Raw genomic sequence first — 25,085 nt, 5'->3', positions numbered from 1 at the left:
ATTCTCCGATCGGTGCCGGCCTCTGATCGACCCATGGAAATCCTCCGCCTGCTCCTTGTCTCCGCTTGCCTCCTGATCCCGCCCGCACCCGCTGATGGAAACGAGGGCGCCTGCGTGCTCGCCTATTTCCGCCAGAGGTATCCGACGCGGGTCGAGATCGATGCCAAGGGCAAGATCCACGACATCCCGCTGGCCGAGCCGATGGCGGTGGAAAAGCTGCACTTCGCGGTGAGCGATGACGGCCGCCACTGGACGCCGCTCCACGGCAACGAGCCCGTGTGGGACCAGCGCCTGCGCGATCCCTTCATCCGCAAGGCGCCCGACGGCCTTTGGCACCTGATGGCCACCGGCCGCGCGGCGGGCGACCCGCGCCGCGGCCAGGGACCGGTCTGCCTCCACGCCGTTTCGCGCGACCTCGTGAGCTGGGACCTGGTCGAGTCCCTGCCGCTGATGAAGGGCGTGAAGGATGCCTCCGGCCGCCCGGCGAGGAACATCTGGGCGCCGGAGTGGTTTTACGACGAGCGGTCCGGCGACTACCTGCTTCTCTGGTCATCGAGCTTCGAGGACGCAGGGTGGAAAGACAGCCGGCTCTGGTGTTCGCGGACGCGGGACTGGGAAACCTTCAGCCCGGCCCGCGTGCTGTTCGATCCCGACTACTCCGCCATCGATGGCTCCCTGCTCGAACACGCGGGGAAGTACTATCTTTACCATAAAGAGGAGGAGTTCGGCGAACGAACCGGGGAACGCCGCGCGATCCGGCTGGCCACGGCGGACCGGCCGGAAGGGCCTTACGCCGTCCATGAGGGGCCTCTCAATGACGGCCAGATCGTGCCCACCATCACCGAGGGTTGCTCGATCATGGCCGATCCGACGCAACCCGGCTGGCTGCTGCTCTACGATTACTGCATGACCAACCGCTTCGGCGCTTCGTTTTCCCGGAACCTGGTGGACTGGTCGGTGATCGAGGATGTCGGCTTCCCGCCGGATGCCCGTCACGGCAGCGTGTTTCACGTGGATGGCGACCAGCTCGCCAAGCTCCGCAGCGCTTTTTCAAAACCGCGCCCGCAAGGAAACGGCCCTTCCGCCGGCGGATCGGATCGCTAGTTTCGGCGCAAGATGATCCGCGTCCTCACCGCCGCCGTGCTTGCCGTGCTTCCCGCCATGGGTCAGGGAAAAGCCATGACGCTCGAGCAGGCCACCGCCTTCGTCGAACTCGCCGAGGCGGGGATCGACCGCGAATTCCCGAACAAGACCGGCCACGTCACCACCGGTCCGGACGACCTGCGCACCCCGCGGCAGATGCACCCGGTGTTCTACGGGCACTTCGACTGGCATTCCTCGGTCCACGGCCACTGGACGCTGGTGCGCCTGCTGAAGCTTTTCCCGGACGCGCCCTTTGCCGGCGAGGTCCGCGAGCTGCTCGGCCAGCGTTTCGGCCGCGAGGCGCTGGAGGCCGAGGCCGCGTATTTCCGCCGCAAGGAAAACCGCAGCTTCGAGCGGATGTACGGCTGGGCCTGGCTGCTGCGCCTTTCCGCGGAGCTTCGGTCATGGAACGACCCGGACGCCCGTGAGTGGGCCGAGCGCCTGAAGCCGCTGGAATCCGAGATCGTCGAGGCCGCCAAGGCCTACCTGCCGAAGCTCGACTGGCCGGTGCGCTGCGGCTTCCACCCCGAGTCGGCGTTCCCGCTGGGGCAGATGCTCGACTACGCGGAGGTGGCCGGTGATGCGGAACTCGCGAAGCTGGTGCGCGAAAAGGCGGTGGCCTTCTACGGCAAGGATCGTAGCTACCCGGTCGACTACGAGCCGTCGGGCAACGACTTCTTTTCTCCGGGCCTCAACGTCGCCGACCTGATGCGCCGCGTGCTGCCGAAGGACGCATTCTCCACCTGGCTCGACGGCTATTTCCCCGATCTCAAGCACGGCCGCGCCGGCAACCTGCTGGAGCCGGTGCAGGTCAGCGATCCGACCGACGGCCACCTCGTCCACCTCGCCGGGCTCAACCTCAGCCGGGCCTGGACCATGCAGGGCATCGCTTCGGTGCTCGAGGCCGGCGACCCCCGGCGGACGATCCTTGAGGAGTCCGCCGAACGCCACCAGGCGGCGGGCCTGGAATCGGTGGCCAGCGGCCACTACGAGGGCGACCACTGGCTGGGATCCTTCGCCGTCTATCTGCTGACCGGCGTGGGGCGGTGATTCAGCCTTCGATGCCGAGCTTCTTGGCGTGATACGCCTTCCACTCCTCGTTGAGTTCCTCCACCGACTTGCCGGTCCACTCTTTCCACAGATCGTCGTAGTAGCCTTCGTGGGTGGCCACGTTGAGCTTCCGCATCAGGTCCTTTTCGTAGTGCTTGATCACCCAGTCGAAGAAGTTCGCCGTGACGCGGTAGCTGCTGTCGTAGCTGGCGCGCTCGAAGTTGCGCTTGGTGATCTCGGCGCCCTTGCTTTCGGGCTCGTAGAGGAACCAGCGGATGTAGTCGGCCACGCCTTCGGTAACCCAGGTCGGGGGCCGGCGCCCATGGCGGGGTCGCTCCCGGCGCCGCTCTCCACCGCCGCCGAACTGGACCACGTGGACCACCTCGTGGACCCCCGCCCCGATCGCCTCACCGGTCTGCTGGTCGCGCATGAAGCCGGCGTTGAAGACGACCGAGTTACCGCTGGCATAGGCCGGCACGCCGCGGAGGTAGCCCGGCAGATCGGTGGTGTTCTTGAGGGTGAAGGTGATGTCCTTTGACGGCGTGACACCCTCCACCGGCAGCATTTCGATGATCTTCGGATACCACTCATCCATCACCGGGATCAGGTGCTCGGCGCACCACTGCTGCAGGTCGGGCGCCTCGGTCACGTCGAGGGTGTAGTGGAATTCGCCGTGCTTGGAATCAAACTCCTGCTTGATCTTGACCGGCTTTTCGACCTTCACCAGCTCCGGGCCGGCGGCGTCCACGATGTCGATCTCGCTGTAGAAGGTGTCGTTGAAAACGTCGCCCTTGGGGTTTTTGCCGATGTCGAAGAGCACGTAGCGGAAGTTCCCCACCGACTTGCCGGCCGTGGGGGTCAGCCGCACCGCCTGCTGGCCGGGCTCCTCGTCCGAGGTATCGACCTCCGCCAGCAGCGTCCATCCCTGGTCCGCGGGGCTGCCCTCGCCCGGTTCCGCCACGAAGCCCTCGGCGGATCCGTCCGCGGCAAAGACGGAGTATTTCTGCGCCGAGCGTGAGCCGGGGTGCCACGAGTAGGTGGCGATGGCACCGATCTCGATCGGCTTTCCGAGGTCGACCAGGATCCGGCCGCCCTTGCCGGCGGCGGAGAAAAAGAAGTTGCTGCGCGGCTCGTCGGCCCCGCCGGGGATCTTGCCGTCGTGCAATACGGCGAGACCGCCGCCGTTCGGATCGGCCTGGCCGGCGATCATCTTGAAAGTGGCGTCCGTGGCGGCGTCGTTGGTTGCCGGGGAATCCACGGTGTCGGACTGGAAGGCGTCGTCATCGCCAGTATGGGCGGTGGTGACTTTCACCTCGGCGGCCTGGAGCGGCGCCCATCCGGCGAGACCGGCCAGCAGGATCCCGGAGAGCGCCCGGGCTGGGAGAACTTGGAGTGGTTTCATGAGATCGGATGAAAGCCGGCGCCATAGCAGATCGTGGGCCCGGCGGGCGTCCGATGCTACTTGCCAAAGCCTCCGTGGCTTTCATCCACCGGCCTCCGGCGGCGTTTTTTCCCTCCGGGGTGGTTTGTCTGAGGTGCGGCCAAAGAACTTGAGGCCCTCCGGGATGAAATGACCGCTGGACATCCCGGTCACCCCGCCATGGTCGCCGGGATGCGTCTCCGCTCCCTGCCGGCCCTGCTTTTTCTCATCACCGGCCGGCTCCTCGGCGGCGGCGGCGGCTCCGCCCATTCCCTCGGCCAAGTGAAGGGCGAACTGGAAGCCACGGGCAACCCATGGCACGCCCGGCTCTGGATTCCGGCATGGACGGCGTTTCCCGAGAACTCCCTGAAAGCCTCGACGGGCGAGGATGGATCCGCCGGGCAGGCGTGCCTTGATACTCTCGGTCCCGGCGATCTGTAGCTCATGCGCGACATCGCCCGGAGCTTCGGGGAGGACGCCTCGGGTGACCGGGCTTGAAGCCGGACATTGGTATACAATCAACGACTCTTCTTTCTTCGAATGAAGGGAGTCCGGGTTCGTGCACTATTTCACATTGTCTTCATGGACCCCGTGCGCACACGAAATCTCCTTGCGATTGTATACACGCAGACTTAATGGGTCCCTCACTTTCCACCGGGCGGCCTCCGCCCTCGAACCTGAAATCCATGTACCTCCAACCCACTCCCCACGCTTCACCGCGTCAAAACCGGCCCATCCGTGCCGGCGCAGGTCGAAAGCTATGCTCCGCCGCTTTTGCCGGCATCCTCCTCGCCGGGACCTCCCGGTCCGAGGCCTCTCTGATCGCTGCCGATGGCTTTGATTACCCCGCGGGCTCCGCCCTGAGCCTTCAGACCGGCCCCACGGGATTCAGCGGCGCCTACACCGCCTCCAACGGCGGCCTCAGCATTTCCGCCGGAGGAGCGACCTATGGCGACCTGGCCGTGAGCGGCAACAAGCTGGCCTTTTCCGGCTCCAACAACAACGGCAACTACGGTGTTTTCAGTAGTTCGCCGCAGGCACCGGGCACCACGGTCTACTTCAGCTATCTGATGCAGGTCGATCCCGGTGGCTCGGGCTACGCCGGCGTGTCGCTCTTCGATGGCACGAGCGAGACCCTGTTCACCGGCCGCCGCAACGGCACCGGCAACTACTTCGGCCTGGAACCCAAGGACGGCGACGGTGCCGACACCACGACCCGCTGCACCCGGCCCTCGATGGTGGTGTGCCGCATCGACTTCGAAAGCGACTCCGCCACCATCCGGATGTACATCAACCCGCAGACCGCGGACGAACCCGCCACGGCCGATGCCACCGTCACCCGCAACAGCGCGCTGACCTACGACCGCGTCCGCTTCCAGAGCAACGGCGTGGCCGGCAACGTCGACGAGTTCCGCCTCGGCGACACCTTCGCCGACGTGGCCCCGATGACCTACGGCGGCATTCCCGCCGAGGTGGTCGTGCTCGGCTCCTCGGTCGCCGCCGGCACCGGTGCCATCCCGCAGAGCGAGGGCTGGGCCTACCGCCTGGAAACCCTGCTCGAGAAACCGCCGGCGGAAGTGCCGGGCTCGCATGTCGACTGGACCGTTCACAACGCCTCGATCGGCGGAGACACGACCAGCAAGGTTCTTGCGAGGTTCAACAACGACGTCGCGGTTCCCCGGGCCGGGGCGGACATCGTGATGATCGGTCTTTCCCTCGCCAACCAAGGCCTGGTCGGCTCGTCGAACCCGCAGCCGGTGTTCGACAGCTTCAAGAACGGCATGGCCGAAATCGTCAGCCGCTGCCGCGCGGAAGGATTCTATCCGGTGATCGCGCTGTGCTACCCGCAGAATACCTACAACGCCGAGCAGTATGCCTACGTGCGGGAAATGAACCTGCTGCTCAACACCTGGGACGTGCCCTGCGTGAACTTTCTCGGAGCCATCGACGATGGCAACGGGCACTGGGTTCCAGGCTATTCCTTCGATGATGGCCACCCGAACTCGCAAGGCCACCTCGAGCTGTTTTCGTCCATCGTGCCGACCTTCTTCGATGCGGTGATCGCGGGGAAAACCGAGACGCCCGAATGGGACGGCACCCCCGGCTACCTGCGGCTCCAGCAGGACGCCGGCAGCCCCTCGCCGCTGGTCTACACGCCCGATCACGAGTATCGCTCGTTGACCCTGTCCTATCGCCTGCGCACCACCGATACCGGCAGCGTGGCGGCGATCGAAGCGGCCGGCGCCGGAGCCACCATGGAGGTGCGCGACACCGAACTGGTCTACATTTCGCCCACCGGGGCGGAAACGAGCATCCCCGCCGACCTGAACGACGGTCACTGGCACAGCCTCGCCCTCTCGCATCGCAAGCCGACGGCACAAACGCTGGTGTTCGTGGACGGCCAGCTCGAGGCCACCATCAGTGGTGCGCTGGCTGCGGAAACCTTCGTCGTGGGCGGCCCTGGATCGACCCCCGGCCGCGCTGCCGCGCCGCTGCAGGCGGACTTCCAGGACGTGGCGATCTATCGGGCCGCGTGGACCGAGGACGAAGCGCGGGCGCAGAGCGATGGCGCGCTTCAGCAGGCCAGCCTCGACGTGCTCGCCACCCTGAACGACGCCGCCCCGACCCAAGGCGCGGCGCTCGACAACGAAGCCCAAAGCTTCGCCGAGATGACCCTGGAAACGGGCAGCTTCACCACCGCCGCCGTCACCACCACGCCGGACGGGCTCACGGCCGTTTCATACAGCCCGGGCACGGCCAGCCTTTCGTGGACCGACCACGCCGGCGGCTCGGCCACCTTCACCATCGAGCGGCGCCAGAGCGGGGTCGCGGAGCCATGGGTGGAAATCGCCACCACACCCGGCGGCACGACCATCTACGACGACTCCGGCCTGACCGCCGGCACCTCCTATGATTACCGTATTTCCATCCCGGAAGGTGCGCTGCAGGGCGACTACAGCAACGTCGCCACGGTCGCTTCCGCCGGCCAGGATTCCGTTTCCTACGACGACTGGATCGCCTCCTACTATCCGCCGGACGCCGGCGAACCGAGCTACCTCGTCGATTTCAATTCGTCCGGCTCCACGGATTACGGCGACCTCGTTTGGAACACCATCGCCAGCTCGGGACCGTCGGCGCCGCTCGCTCTCAGCGACAGCAGCGGCCGGGCTTCGGGCATCACGGTGGCGATCTCGGACGGCTTCGACCAGGTGCGCGACAACGCGGGCTCCATTTCGACCGCCTACCCCTCCACCGCCCAAACCACTCTGTTCGCGCTGCGGGACGACAATCCGCTGACCGGCTCGATCACCTTCGGCGGGCTCGACCCGGCGGAGACCTACGACTTCGGATTCTTCGCCCGTCGTGGTGCTTTGATCGAGGGGTACGACTACAGCGGCACCTACACCTTCACCGGTGGCGGCGATCCGGTTACCATGGTGGTCGATTCCGCCACCAACAACGCCCTCGCCTACGCGCTGGCCATTGCCCCCACCGCGGGCGGCGAGGTGGTGCTCACCATCACCGCCGGCCCCGGCACGGGGGACGACTTCCCGGTCATCAATTTCATGAAGATCGCGAAGAGCACGCCGGGCATCCACCTCGTCGATTTCAATACCAACGCGGGCCCGAACTATGCCGGCATGGGCTGGAACACGGTCACCTCGATCGCCGCCTCCGGTCCTTACGCGCTGGCCGACATCTACGGCAACGACGACGGGTTCTCGCTGACCCTGAGCGACGGCTTCGATCAGTTCCGCAACGACACCATCACCAATCTTCCCGACTTCGCCGGCGCGGCGCAGGGCAGCCAGTTCGCGCTGCGCGATGACAACCCGCTGACGGCCTCCATGACCTTCAGCGGCCTCGATCCCGCCGCCAGCTACGAGTTCTCGTTTTTCGCGAAACGGGGAACTATCATCGATGGCTACGACTATTCCGGCACCTACACCTTCACCGGCGCGGGGGATCCGGTGGTCGTGCAAACGGATGGCGCGGTCAATACCACCCTGACGGAGGTGCCGCCGCTGATGCCGGATGCGTCCGGCAACATCGTGCTGACCGTTTCCGCCGGGCCGAACAGCGGCGACGATTTCCCCGTGCTCAACTTCCTGCGCTTTGCCACCTCGGTGCAGTCGGCTGCCTATCTCGCCTTGATCGACCCCGATGCCGACCCCGATGGCGATGGCATCAGCAACTTCGAGGAATATGCCCGCGCCTTTGATCCCACCGTGGCGGACGGCACACCTTTCCGAGTCGGCTCCTTCGCTCATTCGCCAGCCGGCAGTGTTCTGGAAATGACCCGCTACCTCCGTGCCTCGGACGCGGAGCTGGTCCTCGAAACCTCCGACGACCTTTCCACGTGGACGCCGGACGAGGCCATCACCCCGATGATCCTCGATCGCAGCGACAACATGGAAACCCTGCGCTACGAGGTCCCGGCCTCCGAAACCGAGCGCTTTTTCCGTTTCGCGATCTCGCCGAACTGATCGGCTCCCGGCGGCGGGCTCCCTCCTGGGGAGCCCGTTCTTTTTACTCCGTTCCGATTTCCACCACGCGGTAAAACCGGACGTCGTCTTCGGCCGGTGGCGAAGCTGTCTTCGGAGGGCCTTGGTCGAGCCACTGGGTCCGGTTGGCCGTGGCGGTCACCGGCTCCCCGGCATCGAGCCACCCGGTGCCGTCACTGGAATACTGCACCTGATAGGCCCGCCCGGCCTGGCTTGCGAACTCGATGAGCATCGAGCCGCGTTCGGTCCTGATCATTCGATCGACGGCCAGCAACTCGCCTGCCGCGCCGGGCTCCGGATCGAGGGGCAACACGAAATCCGCCGACACCTCGGGAGCGACCGCCTCGGCTCGCTGGGTTGAGAAATACTCCAGCACGAAGGTCACCGTTTCCCCGGGCTCGACGGGGTGATGGTAGGCCAAAACATCGCCCGCCGCGCCTTTGCCCATTCCCAGCCAGAGCTCCAGTCCTTCCGGCAGGTCACCGAGTCCGAGCCGGATCCCGCCAGCCGCCCTCGCCCCGGTGTTCGAGACCTGAAGGGTCTGCTCGTAGAGTCCGGTCTGGCGGTTGAGGACGAAGGCCTGCGACACCTCCAGCTCGGGCTCGCCGATCTCCGGCAAGACGAAATCCGCGATCCGCTCCTCCCACAAACCGCGGCCATCGGTATAGCGCACGTTCACCCGCGAGGTTCCGGAAACGTAGGGCGCATAGCTGGCCGACAGCACCCCGGTGAGGGGGTCGATCTCGATCGCTGAAAAAATCGCCGGGTTGCTGTTTCCCTGGATGGAAAACAGCGGTTCATCTCCTCGCGCGAGGTCGGGGTCCGAAAAGACCGGGCCGAAATCGAGCGTCACCGGCCTCGCCTCGGGGTCCGGAGCCGGCACCGGGGCCGCTCCGGCAATGACCGGGGGATTCTCCAGCTCGAAGGCGTGGACCGCACCGATCCCGTCGCGCGGCGCACCGACCACCAGCAGCCCGCCACTGATCGCCACGGAAAAGCCGAAGTACTGCTGCTCCTGCGAACTCGACGATTCCAGCACGGCGACCCGTCCCCAGGCGTCGGTTCCGCCCAGATTCCGATGATAAAGGTAGACTCTTCCCATTTCGCCGTCCTCCAGATGCGCCCCGACCGCGAGATAGTGGCCGCCGATGGCGAGGGAGTAGCTGAACCCGCTGGCGGCTTCCGGATTGTCCGGCTCGAGCACGGCGGTCTCCTGCCAACTGCCATCCGTCCGCCGTTCGAAGACGAAGGCCGAATCAGAGCGCGACTCCCGCGCCGTCTCGTAGATGCCGGTGCCTACGACGATCGTCGTACCATCGACCGCCACCGACGCGCCGAACTCCTCGTTGGAGGCACCGAAAGGACCGCTGACGACCGCGTCCTTCTGCCGCAGCGTGGCCACCTGGTGGAAATCCGGAGCCTCGAGGGAATCCGTCTCGAACACATAGGCGGCGCCGGGGCCGTTGGTATTGCCGATCGCTCCATCATAGGGAGCCCCCGCCACCAGCACCGTCCCATCGAGCGCCAGGCGGTATCCTTCAGCGAAGCCTCTGCCCCCGTTGTCCGGCCGGATCGTCTGCTGGTGCAGATACGGACGGCCGGGCGACGGTCGTTTGAAGACCTCGATGTAGCCGGCCCGGACGCCTGTGTTGACGCCGTCCACGCCGCGGGAGAAGACCAGAAGGTCGCCGCTGATGGCGAAGTTTCCGACCGCGCGTTCGTCGAATTCCCGAAAGGCCCCGGCCTCGAATCCCCACCGCGGGGAACCCCCGAAGATGGCCACCGGTGATCCGCGCAGGTTGGCGAGGTCCGGCAGGAGAGCCCGCACGGCCGCCTTCCCGCCGCTGAGCCCGACCTGATGGCCGAACAAGCCGCCCGCCGCCGCCGAAGGCGGCCTCAGAACCGCCTGCAAGGTCAGCCCGGGGCTCGGTCCTTGATACCTCATCGCATACGCGACCCCTGGGGGTTCGAAAATCGCTCCGGCACCGGGAGCCCCGGCCACCACGAGTTCTCCATCCACGGCCACGCTCCTGCCCAGAGTCGAACCGTCCCGCCGCGCCGACTCGCGATCGGTGAATACCGGCAGCGGCACCTCTTCCCGCAGGGTGTAGAGCAGCCGCTTCGTGGCGCCGTAGGCATTCACCGCCTCCAGCTCGTAGCGCCCGGCTTGCGCGGTGGACAGCTCCGACCCCGTCGCCCCGTCGATCGGCACGTCATCGCGATACCATTGGTAGGCGATCGGACGGCTGCCGGTCACCTCCGCCACCAGTTCCACCGCGGCCGCCCCGCCCAGATAGGCAGGCTGGTGGGATTGCAGGAAAAGCGGTGCCTGATCGATCACCACCACCGTCGCCACCTCGCTCTCCACCACTCCGTAGTCGTTGCGGATCCTCACCGTCCAAGAGCCGGAGTCCGAAGCCAACGCCGGGTCGAGCGTCCACACCGGCAGGTCCGAATCCGGCACCGCGATGCCATCGTGAAACCACTGGTAGTGCCTCGGAATCGCGCCGTCCGCCACCACGCGGAGGGCCATCGTTTCCCCCGAAAAAACCTGCCTGTCCGCCGGAGGCGTGACGATCGTCGGCGGATCCGGCCTCACCTCGACGAGGATCGGCTCCGACCAGACTTCCCCGCCCTGATTGGCGACCCGGACGCGGTAGCTGCCGCCGTCCGCCGGCAGCGCGGGATCGACCGAGAGGACCGGCGAGGTCTCTCCATTCAAAATCGTCCCGTCCTTTTCCCAAACATACTCGAAGGGCCCGCTTCCTCCGGCCGTGACCGACAGCTCGAAGCCAAATCCCGCCGCGACCGAAACATCATCGCTCACCTCCTGGATGACCGGCCCGGGAAGCGGCACATCGAACACATAGGCAGCTCCGTAGGTGTCCCGCGGCTGCCCCTCGTAGGTATCCACATTGAAATGATCGCTGAGGATCAACGTGGAGCCCTTCAGGTCGGCCGCAAAGCCGAACAGATTGGACGCGCTGTCCGGATCCGGGGCCACCACGGTGGCGATCCGCGTCCAGTTCCCCAGCGTGGGCGACTGGAGATCGTAGACATAGCCCGCTCCTTCCTGACCATTGGCGCCGGCCCCGCGGGTCGCTGTCACCACCGCCCTCCGGCCGTCCACCACCACGCTGGAGCCGAAGGAATCGGAGATGCCCCGGGTGGGAGCGGTGAGCTTGGCATGCAGCGACCATGTCGGCGTCTCCCCACCGCCGCGCTTGAAAATGTAGGCCGCTCCGGGGTTGCCGGCCAACTGTCCGGAGTCGAGCGGACAGCCGACGAAGACGTAATCGCCGCTCACCGACACCGAGTGTCCGAAGCGGTCGTTGTTTCCGCCGGCGGTCGCCTGCACCACCGTCACCTCACCCCAGTTCCCGGGACCTCCCCGGTTTCTCTCGTAGATGTAAACGCGGCCGCGCGGAGAAGAGGGCGTCAGGATCTGGGAATCGGCCACCACCAGCGTGTCGCCATCGATCGCCAGCGCCTCTCCATAGACGAACGACGCATCGCTGCGCGAGGGCGTGAGGATCCTGCTCTCCAGCCATTCGTCGCCCTGGCGCTCGAAGACATGGACCTCGCCGTCGTGGGAGGCCGCGATGGTATCGCCGGAAATCGCGACCGTGGCCCCGAAGTGCTTGCCGAAGCCGGGATTGCTGGGCAGCAGCTTGGCCAGTTCCCCCCACCGGTCCTGGCCGCCGAGATCCCGTTGGAAAACATACACCGATCCCGACTCGTAGCTCACCGAGCCGTTGAGGTTGCCGCTCCCTTCATTGGGCGAGCCGACCACCAGCAGGTCTCCTTGGGCGGCCAACGAGGTTCCGAAACTCCCTCCGTAGGCCCCGAACGGGTGGTCCACCACCTCCGGCAGCGCCACGGGTGCCGCCCATCCCCCCGGCGCGGACTCATCGCGGCGGTAGGCGAAGACCTTGTTTTCCCGCGTGTACGACACGAAACAGTAGTCGGAGCCCGTCGCCACCTCCTCGCCGAAGCGGTAAGTCCGCGTCACGGACGCCTGCAGTTTTTTTTCAAACACCGGCAGCTGACCCGCGGCAGGCAGGCAGGCGAGCACCATCAGGACACCGGCCCGCCACCACGCCGGCTTTGGGAAAACAGGGCGGGCTTGGGGCATGAGTCCGAGATCCATCGGTGAAGAACACCAAGGGAGACGGATCGATTCGAGGGAAATTGTCCGGGCATCTTTTACCGGACGCCCGGCCCGTACGACAAACCGCCCGCCCCGGAATCGTCCGGCGCGGGCGGTGATGTTCTGATTTCGACCCGGATCAGGGCGTTTCCGAGATCCGGATGCGGATGAATCCGTTCGCCCCGCCGCCATCGAGTCGGAAACTGCGGAGTTCCCAGGCACCGTCGGGCGTCGCGACGCCGTCGCTGGCGGCCGGGACCACCTCAACGACCTGCGCCGACCAGTCCACGAGGTTGGTCGAGGCCTCGACCCGATAACGGACGCCATCGATTTCCGCCACCAGCGACGTTCCGTCGGCGGAAAAGACCGCGCCCTGCCGGATCGCGGCGGTGAGGACGCCTTCGTTGCCGTCTTTCACCACCTGATGGATGCCGCGCGAGGCGGCGGTCACCGGGCTGCCGTTCAGGCCGAACTCGACGATGTTCGCGATGCCGTCGTGATCCGCATCCTCCTCCGCCAGCGCGCCCGTGAGGCTGAACGAGGCGGCCCACGCGGCGAACTCGCTGGGGGTGCCGTCGCCCACGGAGATCGTGGTGGTGTCGGAGCCCGGGCTGTAAACGGCCTGCGTGCCGGCCACCGCCGTGAACCAGCTCTCGCCAGGCAGGCCCGACTTGTCGCCCTGCAGCGTGATGACGCCGCCGGTGAACTCGAAGGTGCCCATCGCCCCCGCCGTCAGGTCGGCCGCCTCGAGCGTGCCGCCGGACATGGTGAAGCTGCCGCCGGCCGTTTCGGTGCCGACCGTGACCGACTGGTCGCAGAGCAGGCTCCCGCCTTCCAGCACCACCGCGCCATCGGTTCCCTCGCCCACGCGCAGCGGCGTGCTGCCGAGATCGAGCGTGCCGCCGGTGACGTGCAGCAGGTTTCCGCCGGTGCCTTCATGGCCCACGGTGAAGGAGCTGTAATCCACGACGTTCACCGTACCTCCGGCGACCAGGAAGGTCGATGCGCGGGACAGCCACACGTTGTTGTCCGCCGTGCTGGTGAAGGTGGCGCTGCCGCCGGTGATCCGGAACAGGTCGCCATCGCCGCCCTTGCCGAGGTGGACGTTGTAGAGCGTGTTGCCTTCTCCGGTGGAATTGACCTCCAGCACCGCCGAACCGGACATCAGATAGCGCGAGCCCGCGCCCGCCTCGTTGTCGGAGAGGAACCAACCGCGGTCATGGGTGGAAACGATCCGCCCGCCGGTGTGGAACAGGGTCCCCACTCCGCCACTACCGACCAGGAAATAGTTTCCCGCCTGGGTCAGCGTGCCGCCGCTCACGGTGAGCGTGCCGCGGTTGATCAGGCGCCCGTTCACCGTGAGCGAACCCTCGCCGGACACCGCGGTGGTGGCCGTGCGGGTCAGGTTGGCGTTGAGGGTGGCCGCGCCGGTCGCGATCTCCACCGGATCCAGCTCGCCCGGAACGGTGCCGGTGCTCCAGTTGGCCGCCGTGGCGTAGTCGCCCGTTTCGGCGGTCCAGGTGAAGGGCGGGACCGTCACGATGTCCTGCTTCAGCGAGCTTCCCGGCAGCGGAAATGCCTGCGTGTCCGCGTTTCGCGTTTCCGTGACCGGGTAGTCGAAGGCCGTCACGTTGTCGATCAGCGTCCAGCTGGTGCCGTCGTCGCTACCCTCGAGGATCCAGCGCACCGGGTCGGAGTTGATGCTGCCATCGGTGGTGGCGAACTGGTAGCCGTCGATTGTCACCGCCTCGTTGAACTCAAACACCACCGGCCGGCCGCCGGCATCGGCGAAGCGGCTTGGGACGAAGCCTTCGCCGCCCGGCATTTCACTGGTGTAGCCATCGACCAACCGCACCGCGCCGTTGTCCGCATTCGGATCGTTGCTGCCGCCGGGGTTCGTCACGGTCACGGGCACCAGGTCGATATCCGTGCCGTTGCTACCGGTCACCTGCGCGGGGACCGCGTTGGCGGCCGTGAGGTTCAGCGCCGCTCCTTGGTGGAAAAAGCGGAACTCCGACATCTGCACCTCGCCGACGCGGTTGCGCGTGGCGATCGGGGTAAAGCGATAGAACGGGTGACTCGCGCTTCCGCCCACCACCGAGCGGACCACCAGGCTGCGGGTCGCGCTCAGGCCGCCCTTGGTCGCCGTCAGCGTGTAGGTCGTGTCCGCGTCCGCCGGCGGCCTGACGGCCACGTCGAAATCGACCGTATCGAGCGGTTGCGAGGAAATCGAAGGCGCGATCGAGATTTCATCCGGGTAATCGAGGTCCTCGTCCCAGGTGTCCCAGGTGAAGTAGACCGGCTCACCATCGCGCACGATCAGCGGCGAATCGGGCTCGAGTTCGAAGGCCCAGATCGAGGGCGCAAAGGTGCCGGTGGCGGTGAAGCCGGATTCGAAGGTCGAGTTCGCCGCCACGGTCGGGTAGTCGAGCTGCCGATCCAGAATCGTCCAGGTGGTGCCGTCGTTGCTGCCTTCCAGCCGCCAGCTGATCGGATTGCGGTTGGGAAAAGTCGCGGTGTCGCCGCCGGTGGCGAAATTGTAGCCGTCGATTTCCACCTCGCTGCCGAAGTCGAAGGACAGGTAGCGGGCCGCGCCGCCATCGGCGGTGATGCTGGTGAGCCACTTGGTCGAGGTCGAGCCATCGACAATCTTGAGCGCGCCTTCGCCGTCCGTGGTCGCGCGTTCGCCACCGGTGACGATGACGGGCACCATGTCGGTGTTGGTGCCGTCCTGGCCGACGGCCGGCTTGGGCGACAGCTCGAGGTTGTCCGCCACCAGGTTGAGCATGGATCCGTTGTGGAAGAACTGGAACTCGGACAACTGGATGACGGTGCCGCCCTGTGCCAGCGCGAAGGGATCGAAGCGGTAGTAGCGGTAGGCGGCCTCGGCTTGAAGTGAGGTGAGCCCGAGCAGCGGCAGCAGCAGCACCGCCGGACGGGAGTGGAATGAGGTGTTTCTGATCATGGGGTTGATGGAATGAGAGGGCGGGAAAATGCTTCCCACCGCCCCGCGCGCGCAAATCCACCGCGGCCACAATACCGGCACCAAATCGCACTAAACCTCACCGCCGGCCCGGGAGTCTTCTCAAAGTCCGCTTCAGCCGTCGGCCGCCGACATTTTCTCCCTCCCGGCCGTGGCCGGAACGTCGAGCGGGATCGGCTGCATCGCCTTGCCGCCGGCCAGCACCACATGCGGGAACGGAATCTCGATGCCCTCCCGGTCGAAGGCCTCCTTGATTCTCAGCGGGATCTCGTTCTTGACCGTCAGGAAATCCTCCTTCGCTCCCCAGGTGCCGAGCAGGAAATTGAGCGACGAATCGCCGAAACCGGTGAAGATCACCAGCGGCGACGGCTCGTCGAGCACGCACGGATGGGCGTCGGCCACCTGCTTGAGCACCTCCATCACCTTGCCGATCGATTCGTCGTAGGCCACGCCCACCTCGGTATCGATCCGCCGGATCGGGTAGCGCGTCACGGTGATGACGTTGGTTTTCACCAGCGTCTCGTTCGGGATCCGCACCGAGCGGTTGTCGAAGGTGCGCACCGTCAGCGCCATCAGGCCGATCTCCTCGACCAGCCCGATGATGCCCGCGATCTCGACCACGTCGCCTTTTTCAAACGGCCGCTCGCCCACGATGAAGAGCCCCGAGATCAGGTTGGAGAGCGACGTTTGCGAAGCGAAACCGATGGCCACGCCCGCCACGCCGGCCGCCCCCAGCACGGCGGCGAGGTTGAAGCCGAACTGCTGCAGGATCGTCAGCACCACGATGATGAAGCCGGCATAGCGAAGGATCTTCGCCAGCAGCCGGCCGCCCTGCTCGCCGAAGCGCGCCTTCAGCAGCCGGGCCGCAAAGCGCGCGCCGAGCGCCACCAGCGGCAGACCGATCACCGCGATCACGAAGGCGCGCAACATGTGCCCCGGCACGTCGCTCTCGGTGAAGTTCTTCCAGAGTTCGTTCGGATCAAGTTCCGCCCCCATGGTTCAGTCGTCTTGAAAAGTTCCGAGGACGGTGGAGAAGGCGGATCGCAGGATGCTGCGCCTCACGATGCCCCGCCGCGCCGCGCTGATGATCCGGGCATCCGCCGCCGGGCCGTAGGGCTTCGGCGAGAAGGCCACGCCGTTCAACTCATCGGCCCCCTCGCTGGCGCGGATCCGTGCATGGTTCGCCCACAAGCGCGAGCCATGCAGGAACAGCGCCAGGTGGTCGGTCTCGAAAAACAGCCGTTCGAAGGGCAGCGTGTTCTCGGACTGGTTGGAGATTTCGACCGTGGTCGCGATGTCGAACTCGCTCCATTCCTCCGTCGTATAGCGCCGCCGGGCGTGGGTCCGCGAGGCATAGCACAGCTCTCCCTGCGTCGGCACGCCGTGCCAGCTGTTCGAGAGCCTCACGCTCGGCCACGAGGACAGCACGCGGCGCGTCCGCTCAAGGTCGGCCGACAGCTCGATCCACGCCGGAATGCCGAGGTAAAACACCGCCTTGGCCCGCGGCGAGAGGTGCAGCGGTGCCCGTGGCCGCACGATCACCGGCCGGTCCGGAAAAACCGGCCGGAAGTTCAGCCCGCGGTCCTCGGGGCCCCGGTCCCAGCGCTCCCACGGCAGGCCTTCCGGCAGCCGGTCCCCTTTTTCCAGCCCCTCCAGCTCCGACCGGCGCTCGGGTCCCACCGCGGCCACGCGCCACTCCTCCAGGGTCGAGAACACCAGCAGCGTCAGGTCCACAAAGTCGGCCCGCAGCCAATCCCCGTCCTCCAACCTGCGCTCGTTCCATGGTGATGGAAACTCCATGCCGTTGACCTTGGGGTGAACCCCACGGCAGGCAAGGGAAGATCTTCCGCCCGAGCTTGGGATCCGCCCGCGCCCATCCCGCACCGGCTTTCAGCTCTTCAAAAACTCCTCCATTTCCCCGAAGAAATCGTCGAGTTCCTCGTCGTCCACCTCCGCGCCCATGATGTCGTCGTAGGTCGTGTGGATCAGGTGTTTCTCATCGATCTCCGGGATGAAGGTGCTCGGCGCGCAGCCGACCTGCTGACCCCACTTCGTCCGTGCCTGGCAGTAGGTCATCGTCAGCTTCTTCTGCGCGCGGGTGATGCCCACATACAGCAGCCGCCGCTCCTCGTCCTTGGTCCCCTCCTCGATGCTCCGACGGTGCGGCAGCACGCCCTCCTCCAGCCCCACCAGATAGACCACGGGAAACTCCAGGCCCTTCGAGGCATGCAGGGTGATCAACGTCGCGCCCGACTTCTTTTCCAAATCGTCATCCTCGCGATCCGAGGCCAGCGCGCTGTCGTCGAGGAATTTCCGGATGCTCTTCCCGCGCTGCACATATTTCGAGACTTCCTGGAGCAGCTCGTGGATGCTCTCCATGCGCTGGCTGGCTTCCTGTGGGTTCTTGCAGCCGCGCTCCAGCCAGTCGCGGTAGCCGCACTCGTCGAGAAACTCGCTCAGCACCTTGTTCGCCGGCTCCACCTTGCCGTCGATCTTCGCCTTCGCCGTCACCACCAGCGCCACGAACTCGCCGATGGCGTTCCGCGCCTTGGCCGCCAGCAGGTCGGCAAACTCCGGGTCGCACATCGCCTCCCACACGCTCAGCTCGCGCTCGCGGCTGAAATCGGTGGCCATCACGGTGGTTGCCTGCCCGATTCCCCGCGGCGGCGAGTTGAGGATCCGCAGCAGGGGCACGTCGGCACGCGGGTCGTCGAGGATCTCGAGGTAGGCCATCACGTCCTTGACCTCGCGTTTGTCGAAGAAGCTCTGCGCCCCGACCATCCGGTAGGGCACCTGCGACTTGCGCAGCGCCTCCTCCAGCTTGCGGCTCTGCATGTTGGTGCGGAAAAGGATCGCGAAATCCTCCCACGGCCGCTTCTCACTGCCCTTCAGGCCCAGGATTTCCTCGGCGATGAACTCCGCCTCCTCCTCGTCGCCCGGCATGCCCACCAGCCGCACCGGCTCGCCGCCCGCCATCGTCGGCCGCAGCATCTTCTCCCGCCGGCCCGCGTTGTGGCGGATCAGGCTGTTGGCCGTGTGAAGGATCGCCTCGGTCGAGCGGTAGTTCTCCTCCAGCCGGATCACCGTCGGGTTCGGGAAAAAGCGCTCGAACTCGAGAATGTTCGCCGATTCGGCGCCCCGCCAGCCGTAGATCGACTGGTCGTCGTCGCCCACCACGCACACGTGGTACGGCTTGCCCACCAGCTGCTGGAGCAGCTGCATCTGCAGGCCGTTGGTGTCCTGGAACTCGTCCACCGTCACCCGCTTGTAGACCTGCCGGAAATGGTCGCGCACATCCGCATGCTCGCGCAGCAGTTTTTCCGCGAGCAGCAGCAGGTCATCGAAGTCCACCGCATTGCGGACGCGCAGCTCGTTGTCGTAGGCCACCGCGAGCTGCGAGATGAAGTCGTCCTTCATCTTCTCCAGCGGCAGGCCGGCATTCTTCGCCTTCGACACCGCCGCCAGCACCTCCTCGGCCTTGATCTTCTCCTCCTTGCCGCCCTTGCGGACGATCAGTTGCTTCATCACGCCGACCTGGTCGGTCTGGGTGCAGATCGAGAAGTTCTTCTTGTAGCCCAAGCGGTCGATCCCGCCCCGCAGCAAACGGACGCAGAGCGAGTGGAAGGTGCAGACCGTCATTTTCTCGGCCTTCTTCCTGCCCACCATGCCACCGATGCGCTCGCGCATTTCCGCGGCGGCCTTGTTGGTGAAGGTCACCGCCAGCACGTTCTCCGGGGAAATCCCCGACTCCAGCATGTTCGAGATCCGACAGGTCACGGTGCGGGTTTTCCCCGTCCCCGCCCCCGCCAGGATCAGCACCGGACCATCCAGCGTGCCCACGGCATCCCGCTGGGCCCGGTTGAGCGAATCGAACGAAAATCCTCCTGCCATGCGCGGCGCGGAGGAAAGCGCAGCCGACCGGCCGTTTCAAGCCCGCTCGACCATCAGAAATCCGGACCGGCGGATCCCCGCCGACAAGCCCGGCGTCAGCCCTTCTTTTGCGGCACCAGCATCGCCAGCTTCCACTTGCCGTCCATTTTCCCGGCCAGCGAGCGCTGCGACGATGCCGGCCGCCCGCCCTTCGCCTCCATGTGGAAGACGATCACCTTCTGCGGCTCCAGATTCAGGAAAAGCCGGCCATAGCCCGGCACGTCCTGCCCCTCGGAAAACAGGGCCTTGTCCTTTTCCTTCGGCTCCTCGAGCTCGAACCGGCTGATCGTCCCCCCGTCACCCAACGCCGCCTGGGTCATCGCCTTCATTTCCTCGGTCACCCCCGTCTGGTCGAGGCAGTGACTCATCAATTCGCTGACCTTCCCTGCATTGAAGAGCTTCACGTAGGTCTTCCCCAGCTCCTGGACCCCCTGCTCATCCTCAGCATGGATCGAGGCGACGAGGGCGAATGGAACCACAAGGCTGAGCAGAGTTTTCATGCCCCTTCCCTAGCCCCTCCCATCCCCGATGCAAAGCGGATCCTCAGTCCCGACGACCGCCGAGGAACATCATCGCGAAGTAGGCCAGCTGGGCGATCGCCGCCACGGCCCCCGCCACATAGGTCATCGCCGCCCAGAACAGCGCGTTCTGCGCCATCCCGTGGTTCACCCCGCGCACCGAGCCGCTGCTGTCCAGCCAGGCCAGCGCCCGCCGGCTCGCATCGAACTCCACCGGCAGCGTCACCACCGCGAACAGGGTCGTCAGGCCCATCGCACCGAGGAACAGATAGATCAGTACCGGCAGCTTCGCGATCATCACCAGCCCGCTGATGAACAGCAGAATCATCAACACGTTCATCAGCTTGCTCGCCAGTTGCACCGCCGGCACCATGAACGAGCGGAAACTGAGCCACGCGTAGCCCACCTTGTGCTGCACCGCGTGGCCGCATTCGTGCGCCGCCACCGCCGCCGCCGCGACCGAGTTCATGTGATAAACGCCCTCGCTGAGGTTCACCGTCTTTTTCATCGGATCGTAGTGGTCCGTCAGCATGCCGGGCACGCTCACCACCCGCACGTCGGTGATCCCGTTCTCCCGCAACATCCGCTCCGCCACCTGCGCGCCGGTCAGGTTCGTGGCCACCTGCGAGTATTTCTTGAAGCGCGATTGCAGCGTCCCGCTGATCACCATGCTCGCAATCATCGCCCCGAACATCAGCACCAGCGCCAGCCCCGAGCCGGCGCTCATGCCGCCGCCCACGTGGGGTGTCATGTATTGACCGAGTATCTCCAGAAAGTTCATGCCCGGACCATAGTCACCCGTCCTCGTCGCGCAACCTACACCCGCTTGGAAAATTCCTCTCGTTTTCCAAGACCTGCGCCATGATGGGGCGACATGCAGCACATCCTCATCACCGGCGCCACCCGCGGCCTCGGCCGGGCCCTCGCCCTCGGCTTTGCCGAAAAACAGCTCACCGTTTCCGCCTGCGGGACCTCCCCCGAGGCCCTCGCTTCCCTGGCCACGGAAATCGGCGAGCCCCACCTCATCCGCGCCTGCGATGTCACCGATCCCGCCCGCGTCGCCGACTTCGCCGCCGCCGTGCTCGACCGCCACGGCCCGCCCGACCTCCTCATCAACAACGCCGCCATCATCACCCCCAACGCCCCGCTCTGGGAAACCTCCGAGGCCGACTTCTCGCGCATCGTCGATGTCAACCTCAAGGGCGTCCACCACGTCCTCCGCGCTTTCCTCCCTGCCATGATCGACCGCGGCCACGGCATCATTGTCAACCTCTCCTCCGGCTGGGGGCGCTCCACCGCCCCCGAGGTCGCACCGTATTGCTGCACCAAATGGGGCATCGAGGGGCTCACCCGGGCCCTCGCTCAGGAACTCCCTCCCGGCCTGGCCGCCATCCCCCTCAATCCCGGCATCATCGATACCGACATGCTTCGCTCCTGCTTCGGCGGCGACGCCTCCGCGCACCGTTCCGCCGCCGACTGGGCCGCCACCGCCATCCCCTTCCTCCTCTCCCTCACCCCCGCCCAATCCGGCCAACCCCTCACCGCCCCTTGATTCCCTCCCAGGGCCATCCCCGCATTTCATATCTCAAATATGCGATATGGAATCACCCGCCCGCCGACCATTGGGGTGGCCCGCCCCACCATTGGAGAAACCCGCCCGCCCACCACCGGAGAAACCTTTCCGCCTCCCAAAATGGGTGACCCGAGCATCAACGGCAGTTCGCTGCTTGTTTCCACACGGAGGGACGGAGGAAAAACGGAGGTCACTGCAAGAACACGAAAGAGATCGCAGCAGAATCCCACCGTCATGACACCCTGACGCCAATCCTCCCTGCCAATCCTTCACCCCATCCTCCATCCTCCATCCTCCATCCTCCATCCTCCATCCTCCATCCTCCATCCTCCATCCTCCATCCTCACGCCGCGGAAAAAACGCCCGAGCCCCAAGCTTTCCTCAGGGACCAAGCATCCCAAGTTCGAGACGAACTCTCCACGCCCACCCTTTTTCCCTTCTCCTCCAACCCGTGCTTCCCGTCCGCGACCAGAACGGCCTTCACCTGACCGAGCCCGACCTGTGGCTCGATCCGCACCGCCCCAAGCCCTTCGCCTTCGTCTCGCACGCCCACGCCGACCACTTCGCCCGGCACGAGCGCTGCCTCTGCTCGGAGGCCACCGCCACCCTGCTGCGCGCCCGCTACCGGGTTGCCGAGTCGCGCATCCAGGCCGTTCCCTTTCACTCGCCCATCGAACACGCCGGCCACCGCCTCCTGCTGCTGCCCGCCGGCCACATCCGCGGCTCCGCCATGCTCCACATCACGCGGCTGGCCGATGGCAAAAGCCTCCTTTACACCGGCGACTTCAAGACCCGCCACGGCCGCACCGCCGAGCCCGCCGCCTTCCGCCACGCCGACACCCTCATCCTCGAAACCACTTTCGCCCTGCCGAAATACGTCTTCCCCCCGCCGCTCGAAGTCGAGGCCGCCGTGCTGCGCTTCGTCCACGGCTGCCTCGATGGCGGGGAAATCCCCATCCTCCTCGGCTACTCGCTCGGCAAGGCCCAGGAGGCCCTCGCCCTGCTCCACGAGCACGGCATTCCCGCCGTCCTCCACGCTAAGGTGGCGGAAATGACCCAGGCCTGCCGCGACTCCGGCCTCACCAACCTCCCCGAGCCCATCCTCCTCGAGAAAACCGTCCCGCCCGGCCACGCGGTCATCGCCCCGCCGAACGCCGTCCGCTCGACCGTCCTCCGCCGCCTGAAAAACGCCCGCACCGCCATGCTCAGCGGCTGGGCCATGACCCCCGGCGCGGCCTACCGCTACCGGGTCGATGAAGCCATCCCCCTCTCCGACCACGCCGACCACCCCGGCCTCATGGAGTGCATCCAGCGCGTCCAGCCGAAGCGCGTCCTCACCGTCCACGGCTACTGCCGCGAGTTCGCCGCGGAGCTTCGCCAGCGCGGCCTCGACGCCTGGTCCGCCTCGGGAAAAGACCAGCTCGAACTCACCCTCCCCACCGCCCGCGCGCAGAAGATCTCGCCCGTCATCAAGCGCCCCAACTGCGGCCTCGCCGACTTCACCGACCTGCTCCGCCTCGTCGGTGAAACCCACAGCCGCCTCGGCAAGATCGACCACCTCTCGCGCTACCTCGCCGCGCTTGAGCCGGATCTGCTCCCGCTCGCCGCCAACTGGCTTTCCGGCCGGCCGCTCTCCCGCGGCGACGGCGTCCTCCATACCGGCACCGCCGCGCTCCGCCGGGCCCTGCTTTCCCTGCCGAAAGCCCGCGAGGAACGCTACCGCGACATCTCCGTCAGCCAAAACGACGCCGCCCGCACCGCCCGGCTTTTCCTCCAGGAAATCCCGCTCACCCCCGAGCCAATCGAGCTAGCCGGCGCCCACGACTTCTTCCGCGAACTCGCCGCCGCGCCCGGCTCGCTGGCCAAAATCGAGCTTCTCGCCCACCGCTTCCGCCACCTCAACCCCGCCGAGTCGGAGACCCTCGTCCGCATCCTCACCGGCGACCTCCGCATCGGCCTGAAGGAGGGTCTCCTCGAGGAAGCCCTTGCCGCCGCCTTCGGCGCGGATCCCGCCGAGCTGCGCCACGCCCACATGCTCACCGGCGACCTCGGGGAAACCGCCATCCTCGCCCGCGACCAGAAGCTCGCCACCGCCTCGCTCCGTCCCTTCGTCCCGGTCAAGGTCATGCTCGCCTCTCCCGAGACCGCCGCCCAGGCCATCTACGATCGACATGGTAGTTCCAGCCTCTGGCTCGAACCCAAGTACGACGGCATCCGCGCCCAGCTTCACAAAAAGGGCACGCAAGCCGCCTTGTTCTCGCGCGATCTCAAACCCATCGACGCCCAGTTTCCCGAGCTGCTCGAGGCCGCACGCCAGCTCCCTGGCGACTTCATCCTCGATGGCGAAATCATCGCCCACGCCGAAGGCCGGCGCCTCACCTTCAACGACCTCCAGAAACGCCTCGGCCGCCTCGCCACCGCCCAGAGCGACCTCTTCGCCGACACCCCCGCCTCCCTCCCGCCGGTCGCCTTCATCGCCTTCGACATCCTCCTCGGCCCCGCCGGCACGCTCCTCGAGCACCCCCTCACCGACCGCCGCGCAGCCCTCGAAGCGCTTCTTCAATCGACAATCATCAATCGCCAATCGGCGATCACCCCCATCGAAGTCATGCGCACCGACTCGGTCGATGGCATCGAGTCCGCCTTCAAGTCCTCCCTCCTCCAGCATCACGAAGGCCTCATCTCGAAAGACCCGACCTCCTCTTACTCCCCCGGCCGTCGCGGCAAGGCCTGGCTCAAGCTCAAGGGCGTCATGCCCACGCTCGACTGCGTCGTGGTCGCCGCCGAGCAGGGCCACGGCAAGCGCGCCGAATGGCTCTCCGACTACACCTTCGCCGTCCGTGATGAAACCAACGGCGCCCTGCGCATCATCGGCAAAGCCTACAGCGGCGTGAGCGACGCCGAAATCGAGGAACTCACCGACCACTTCCAGCGCCACACCTTGGAAAAGCAGCGCCGCAAGCACCTCGTCGAGCCGAACCTCGTCCTCGAAATCGCCTTCGACTCCATCCGTCCCTCCAAGCGCCACGACTCCGGCCTGGCCCTCCGTTTCCCCCGCATCAAGGGGATCCGCCGTGACAAGTCCCCGCAGGAAATCGACACCCTGCAACACGCACGGAGCCTCCTCTAAAACAACTTCACCGAGCTCAAGCCGCCATCCGGCCGCATCACTTGGCCGGTGATGAACTTCGAGGTGTTGGAAAGCAGGAAGGCGGCCAGCGTCGCCACGTCTTCGGGGTCACCGACTGCCTGGAGCGGATGGCGTTTTTCCGCCGCCTCCCGCTTCTGGGCAGAATTCAGCAGCGGCTCGGACAGCGGGGTGTCGGTCAGCGAGGGTGCAATCGCATTGACGCGGATCTTCGGCGCGAGTTCCGCGGCCAGCGAGCGGGTCAGGCCTTCCACCGCGCCCTTGGCCATGGCGATGGAGCTGTGAAACGACATCCCCTGCGCCACCGCCACCGTCGAGAACAGGACGATCGAAGCCGACTCCGCCGCCTTGAGCGCGGGCAGCGCCGCCCGGATCGCGCGCACCGCTCCCAGCGCGTTGAGTTCGAAGTCGGCGAGGAAATCGGCATCGCTGAACCGATGGAAGGGCTTCAGCAAAATACTACCCGGACAGTAGATGAGCCCGCCGAGTTTCTCCGGTAGGTCGTCCCACCTCGGTTGCCCGTCCGCCTGGAAAGGCAGGTCGGCATCGTGCCGGCCGGCGGTGAGATACGGCATCCTCCAGCTTTCCAGCTTGGTGACGAGCTTGCTGCCGATGCCCGAGGTCGGCCCGATGACGAGGATGGGTTCGCTCATCCGGCCATCATC

General features: G+C 66.3%; 15 protein-coding genes. 6 read left to right on the top strand and 9 right to left on the bottom strand.

The annotated features are described in order from the left end of the window. The first annotated feature begins 33 nt into the window (after window positions 1–33). Together ABXH26_RS07795 and ABXH26_RS07790 are read left to right on the top strand one after the other, a co-directional pair. On the top strand, window positions 34–1,104 hold the full coding sequence (locus tag ABXH26_RS07795; RefSeq protein WP_353566486.1) for a glycoside hydrolase family 43 protein: 1,071 nt from the start codon (window positions 34–36) through the stop codon (window positions 1,102–1,104). A gap of 12 nt (window positions 1,105–1,116) precedes the next feature. After that, window positions 1,117–2,193 carry a DUF2891 domain-containing protein gene (locus ABXH26_RS07790; RefSeq protein ID WP_353566485.1) on the top strand — a complete coding sequence of 359 codons (1,077 nt, stop codon included), beginning with the start codon at window positions 1,117–1,119 and terminating at the stop codon, window positions 2,191–2,193. A 1-nt stretch (window position 2,194) separates the two neighbouring features. On the opposite strand, the gene ABXH26_RS07785 is transcribed toward ABXH26_RS07790, so the two are convergent. After that, complete coding sequence (locus ABXH26_RS07785; RefSeq protein WP_353566484.1) at window positions 2,195–3,595, bottom strand: basic secretory protein-like protein; 1,401 nt, start codon at window positions 3,593–3,595, stop codon at window positions 2,195–2,197. A 210-nt stretch (window positions 3,596–3,805) separates the two neighbouring features. On the opposite strand from ABXH26_RS07785, the gene ABXH26_RS07780 reads away from it, so the two are divergent. Together ABXH26_RS07780 and ABXH26_RS07775 are read left to right on the top strand one after the other, a co-directional pair. Next, on the top strand, window positions 3,806–4,054 hold the full coding sequence (locus ABXH26_RS07780) for a hypothetical protein (protein ID WP_353566483.1): 249 nt from the start codon (window positions 3,806–3,808) through the stop codon (window positions 4,052–4,054). A gap of 245 nt (window positions 4,055–4,299) precedes the next feature. After that, entirely contained in the window at window positions 4,300–8,100 is a 3,801-nt protein-coding gene (locus ABXH26_RS07775) for a GDSL-type esterase/lipase family protein (protein WP_353566482.1), read from the top strand. Window positions 8,101–8,143: 43 nt separating this feature from the next. On the opposite strand, the gene ABXH26_RS07770 is transcribed toward ABXH26_RS07775, so the two are convergent. The 7 genes from ABXH26_RS07770 to ABXH26_RS07740 all read right to left on the bottom strand — a co-directional run bounded on the left by ABXH26_RS07770 (window position 8,144) and on the right by ABXH26_RS07740 (window position 20,480). Beyond that, a complete protein-coding gene (locus tag ABXH26_RS07770; RefSeq protein ID WP_353566481.1) occupies window positions 8,144–12,253 on the bottom strand; it encodes a hypothetical protein in 4,110 nt (1,369 codons plus the stop codon). 154 nt (window positions 12,254–12,407) lie between these two features. Beyond that, on the bottom strand, window positions 12,408–15,233 hold the full coding sequence (locus ABXH26_RS07765) for a discoidin domain-containing protein (protein WP_353566480.1): 2,826 nt from the start codon (window positions 15,231–15,233) through the stop codon (window positions 12,408–12,410). 132 nt (window positions 15,234–15,365) lie between these two features. Further along, window positions 15,366–16,247, bottom strand: a complete 882-nt coding sequence (locus tag ABXH26_RS07760) for a mechanosensitive ion channel family protein (RefSeq protein WP_353566479.1) — start codon at window positions 16,245–16,247, stop codon at window positions 15,366–15,368. A 3-nt stretch (window positions 16,248–16,250) separates the two neighbouring features. Beyond that, window positions 16,251–17,051, bottom strand: a complete 801-nt coding sequence (locus ABXH26_RS07755) for a DUF432 domain-containing protein (protein WP_353566478.1) — start codon at window positions 17,049–17,051, stop codon at window positions 16,251–16,253. A 90-nt stretch (window positions 17,052–17,141) separates the two neighbouring features. Next, window positions 17,142–19,142 carry an ATP-dependent helicase gene (locus ABXH26_RS07750; protein ID WP_353566477.1) on the bottom strand — a complete coding sequence of 667 codons (2,001 nt, stop codon included), beginning with the start codon at window positions 19,140–19,142 and terminating at the stop codon, window positions 17,142–17,144. A 95-nt stretch (window positions 19,143–19,237) separates the two neighbouring features. Next, window positions 19,238–19,681: a hypothetical protein gene (locus ABXH26_RS07745; RefSeq protein ID WP_353566476.1), complete on the bottom strand. Its 444-nt coding sequence runs from the start codon at window positions 19,679–19,681 to the stop codon at window positions 19,238–19,240. A gap of 43 nt (window positions 19,682–19,724) precedes the next feature. Continuing rightward, entirely contained in the window at window positions 19,725–20,480 is a 756-nt protein-coding gene (locus tag ABXH26_RS07740; protein ID WP_353566475.1) for a zinc metallopeptidase, read from the bottom strand. Between the two features lie 93 nt (window positions 20,481–20,573). On the opposite strand from ABXH26_RS07740, the gene ABXH26_RS07735 reads away from it, so the two are divergent. Both ABXH26_RS07735 and ABXH26_RS07730 read left to right on the top strand, forming a co-directional pair. Continuing rightward, window positions 20,574–21,251, top strand: coding sequence for an SDR family oxidoreductase (locus tag ABXH26_RS07735; RefSeq protein WP_353566474.1), 678 nt, complete (start codon window positions 20,574–20,576; stop codon window positions 21,249–21,251). A gap of 472 nt (window positions 21,252–21,723) precedes the next feature. Then, window positions 21,724–24,402: an ATP-dependent DNA ligase gene (locus ABXH26_RS07730; RefSeq protein WP_353566473.1), complete on the top strand. Its 2,679-nt coding sequence runs from the start codon at window positions 21,724–21,726 to the stop codon at window positions 24,400–24,402. Here ABXH26_RS07730 and ABXH26_RS07725 read toward each other — a convergent pair. Beyond that, window positions 24,399–25,073, bottom strand: coding sequence for an SDR family NAD(P)-dependent oxidoreductase (locus ABXH26_RS07725; RefSeq protein ID WP_353566472.1), 675 nt, complete (start codon window positions 25,071–25,073; stop codon window positions 24,399–24,401). The genes ABXH26_RS07730 and ABXH26_RS07725 overlap by 4 nt on opposite strands. Window positions 25,074–25,085: the final 12 nt, after the last annotated feature.

It is taken from the genome of Haloferula sargassicola, from assembly GCF_040362925.1.
Lineage (GTDB): Bacteria > Verrucomicrobiota > Verrucomicrobiia > Verrucomicrobiales > Akkermansiaceae > Haloferula > Haloferula sargassicola.
The sequence above is the reverse complement of the archived record's forward strand: the minus strand, read 5'-3'. Positions and strand labels throughout refer to the sequence as shown.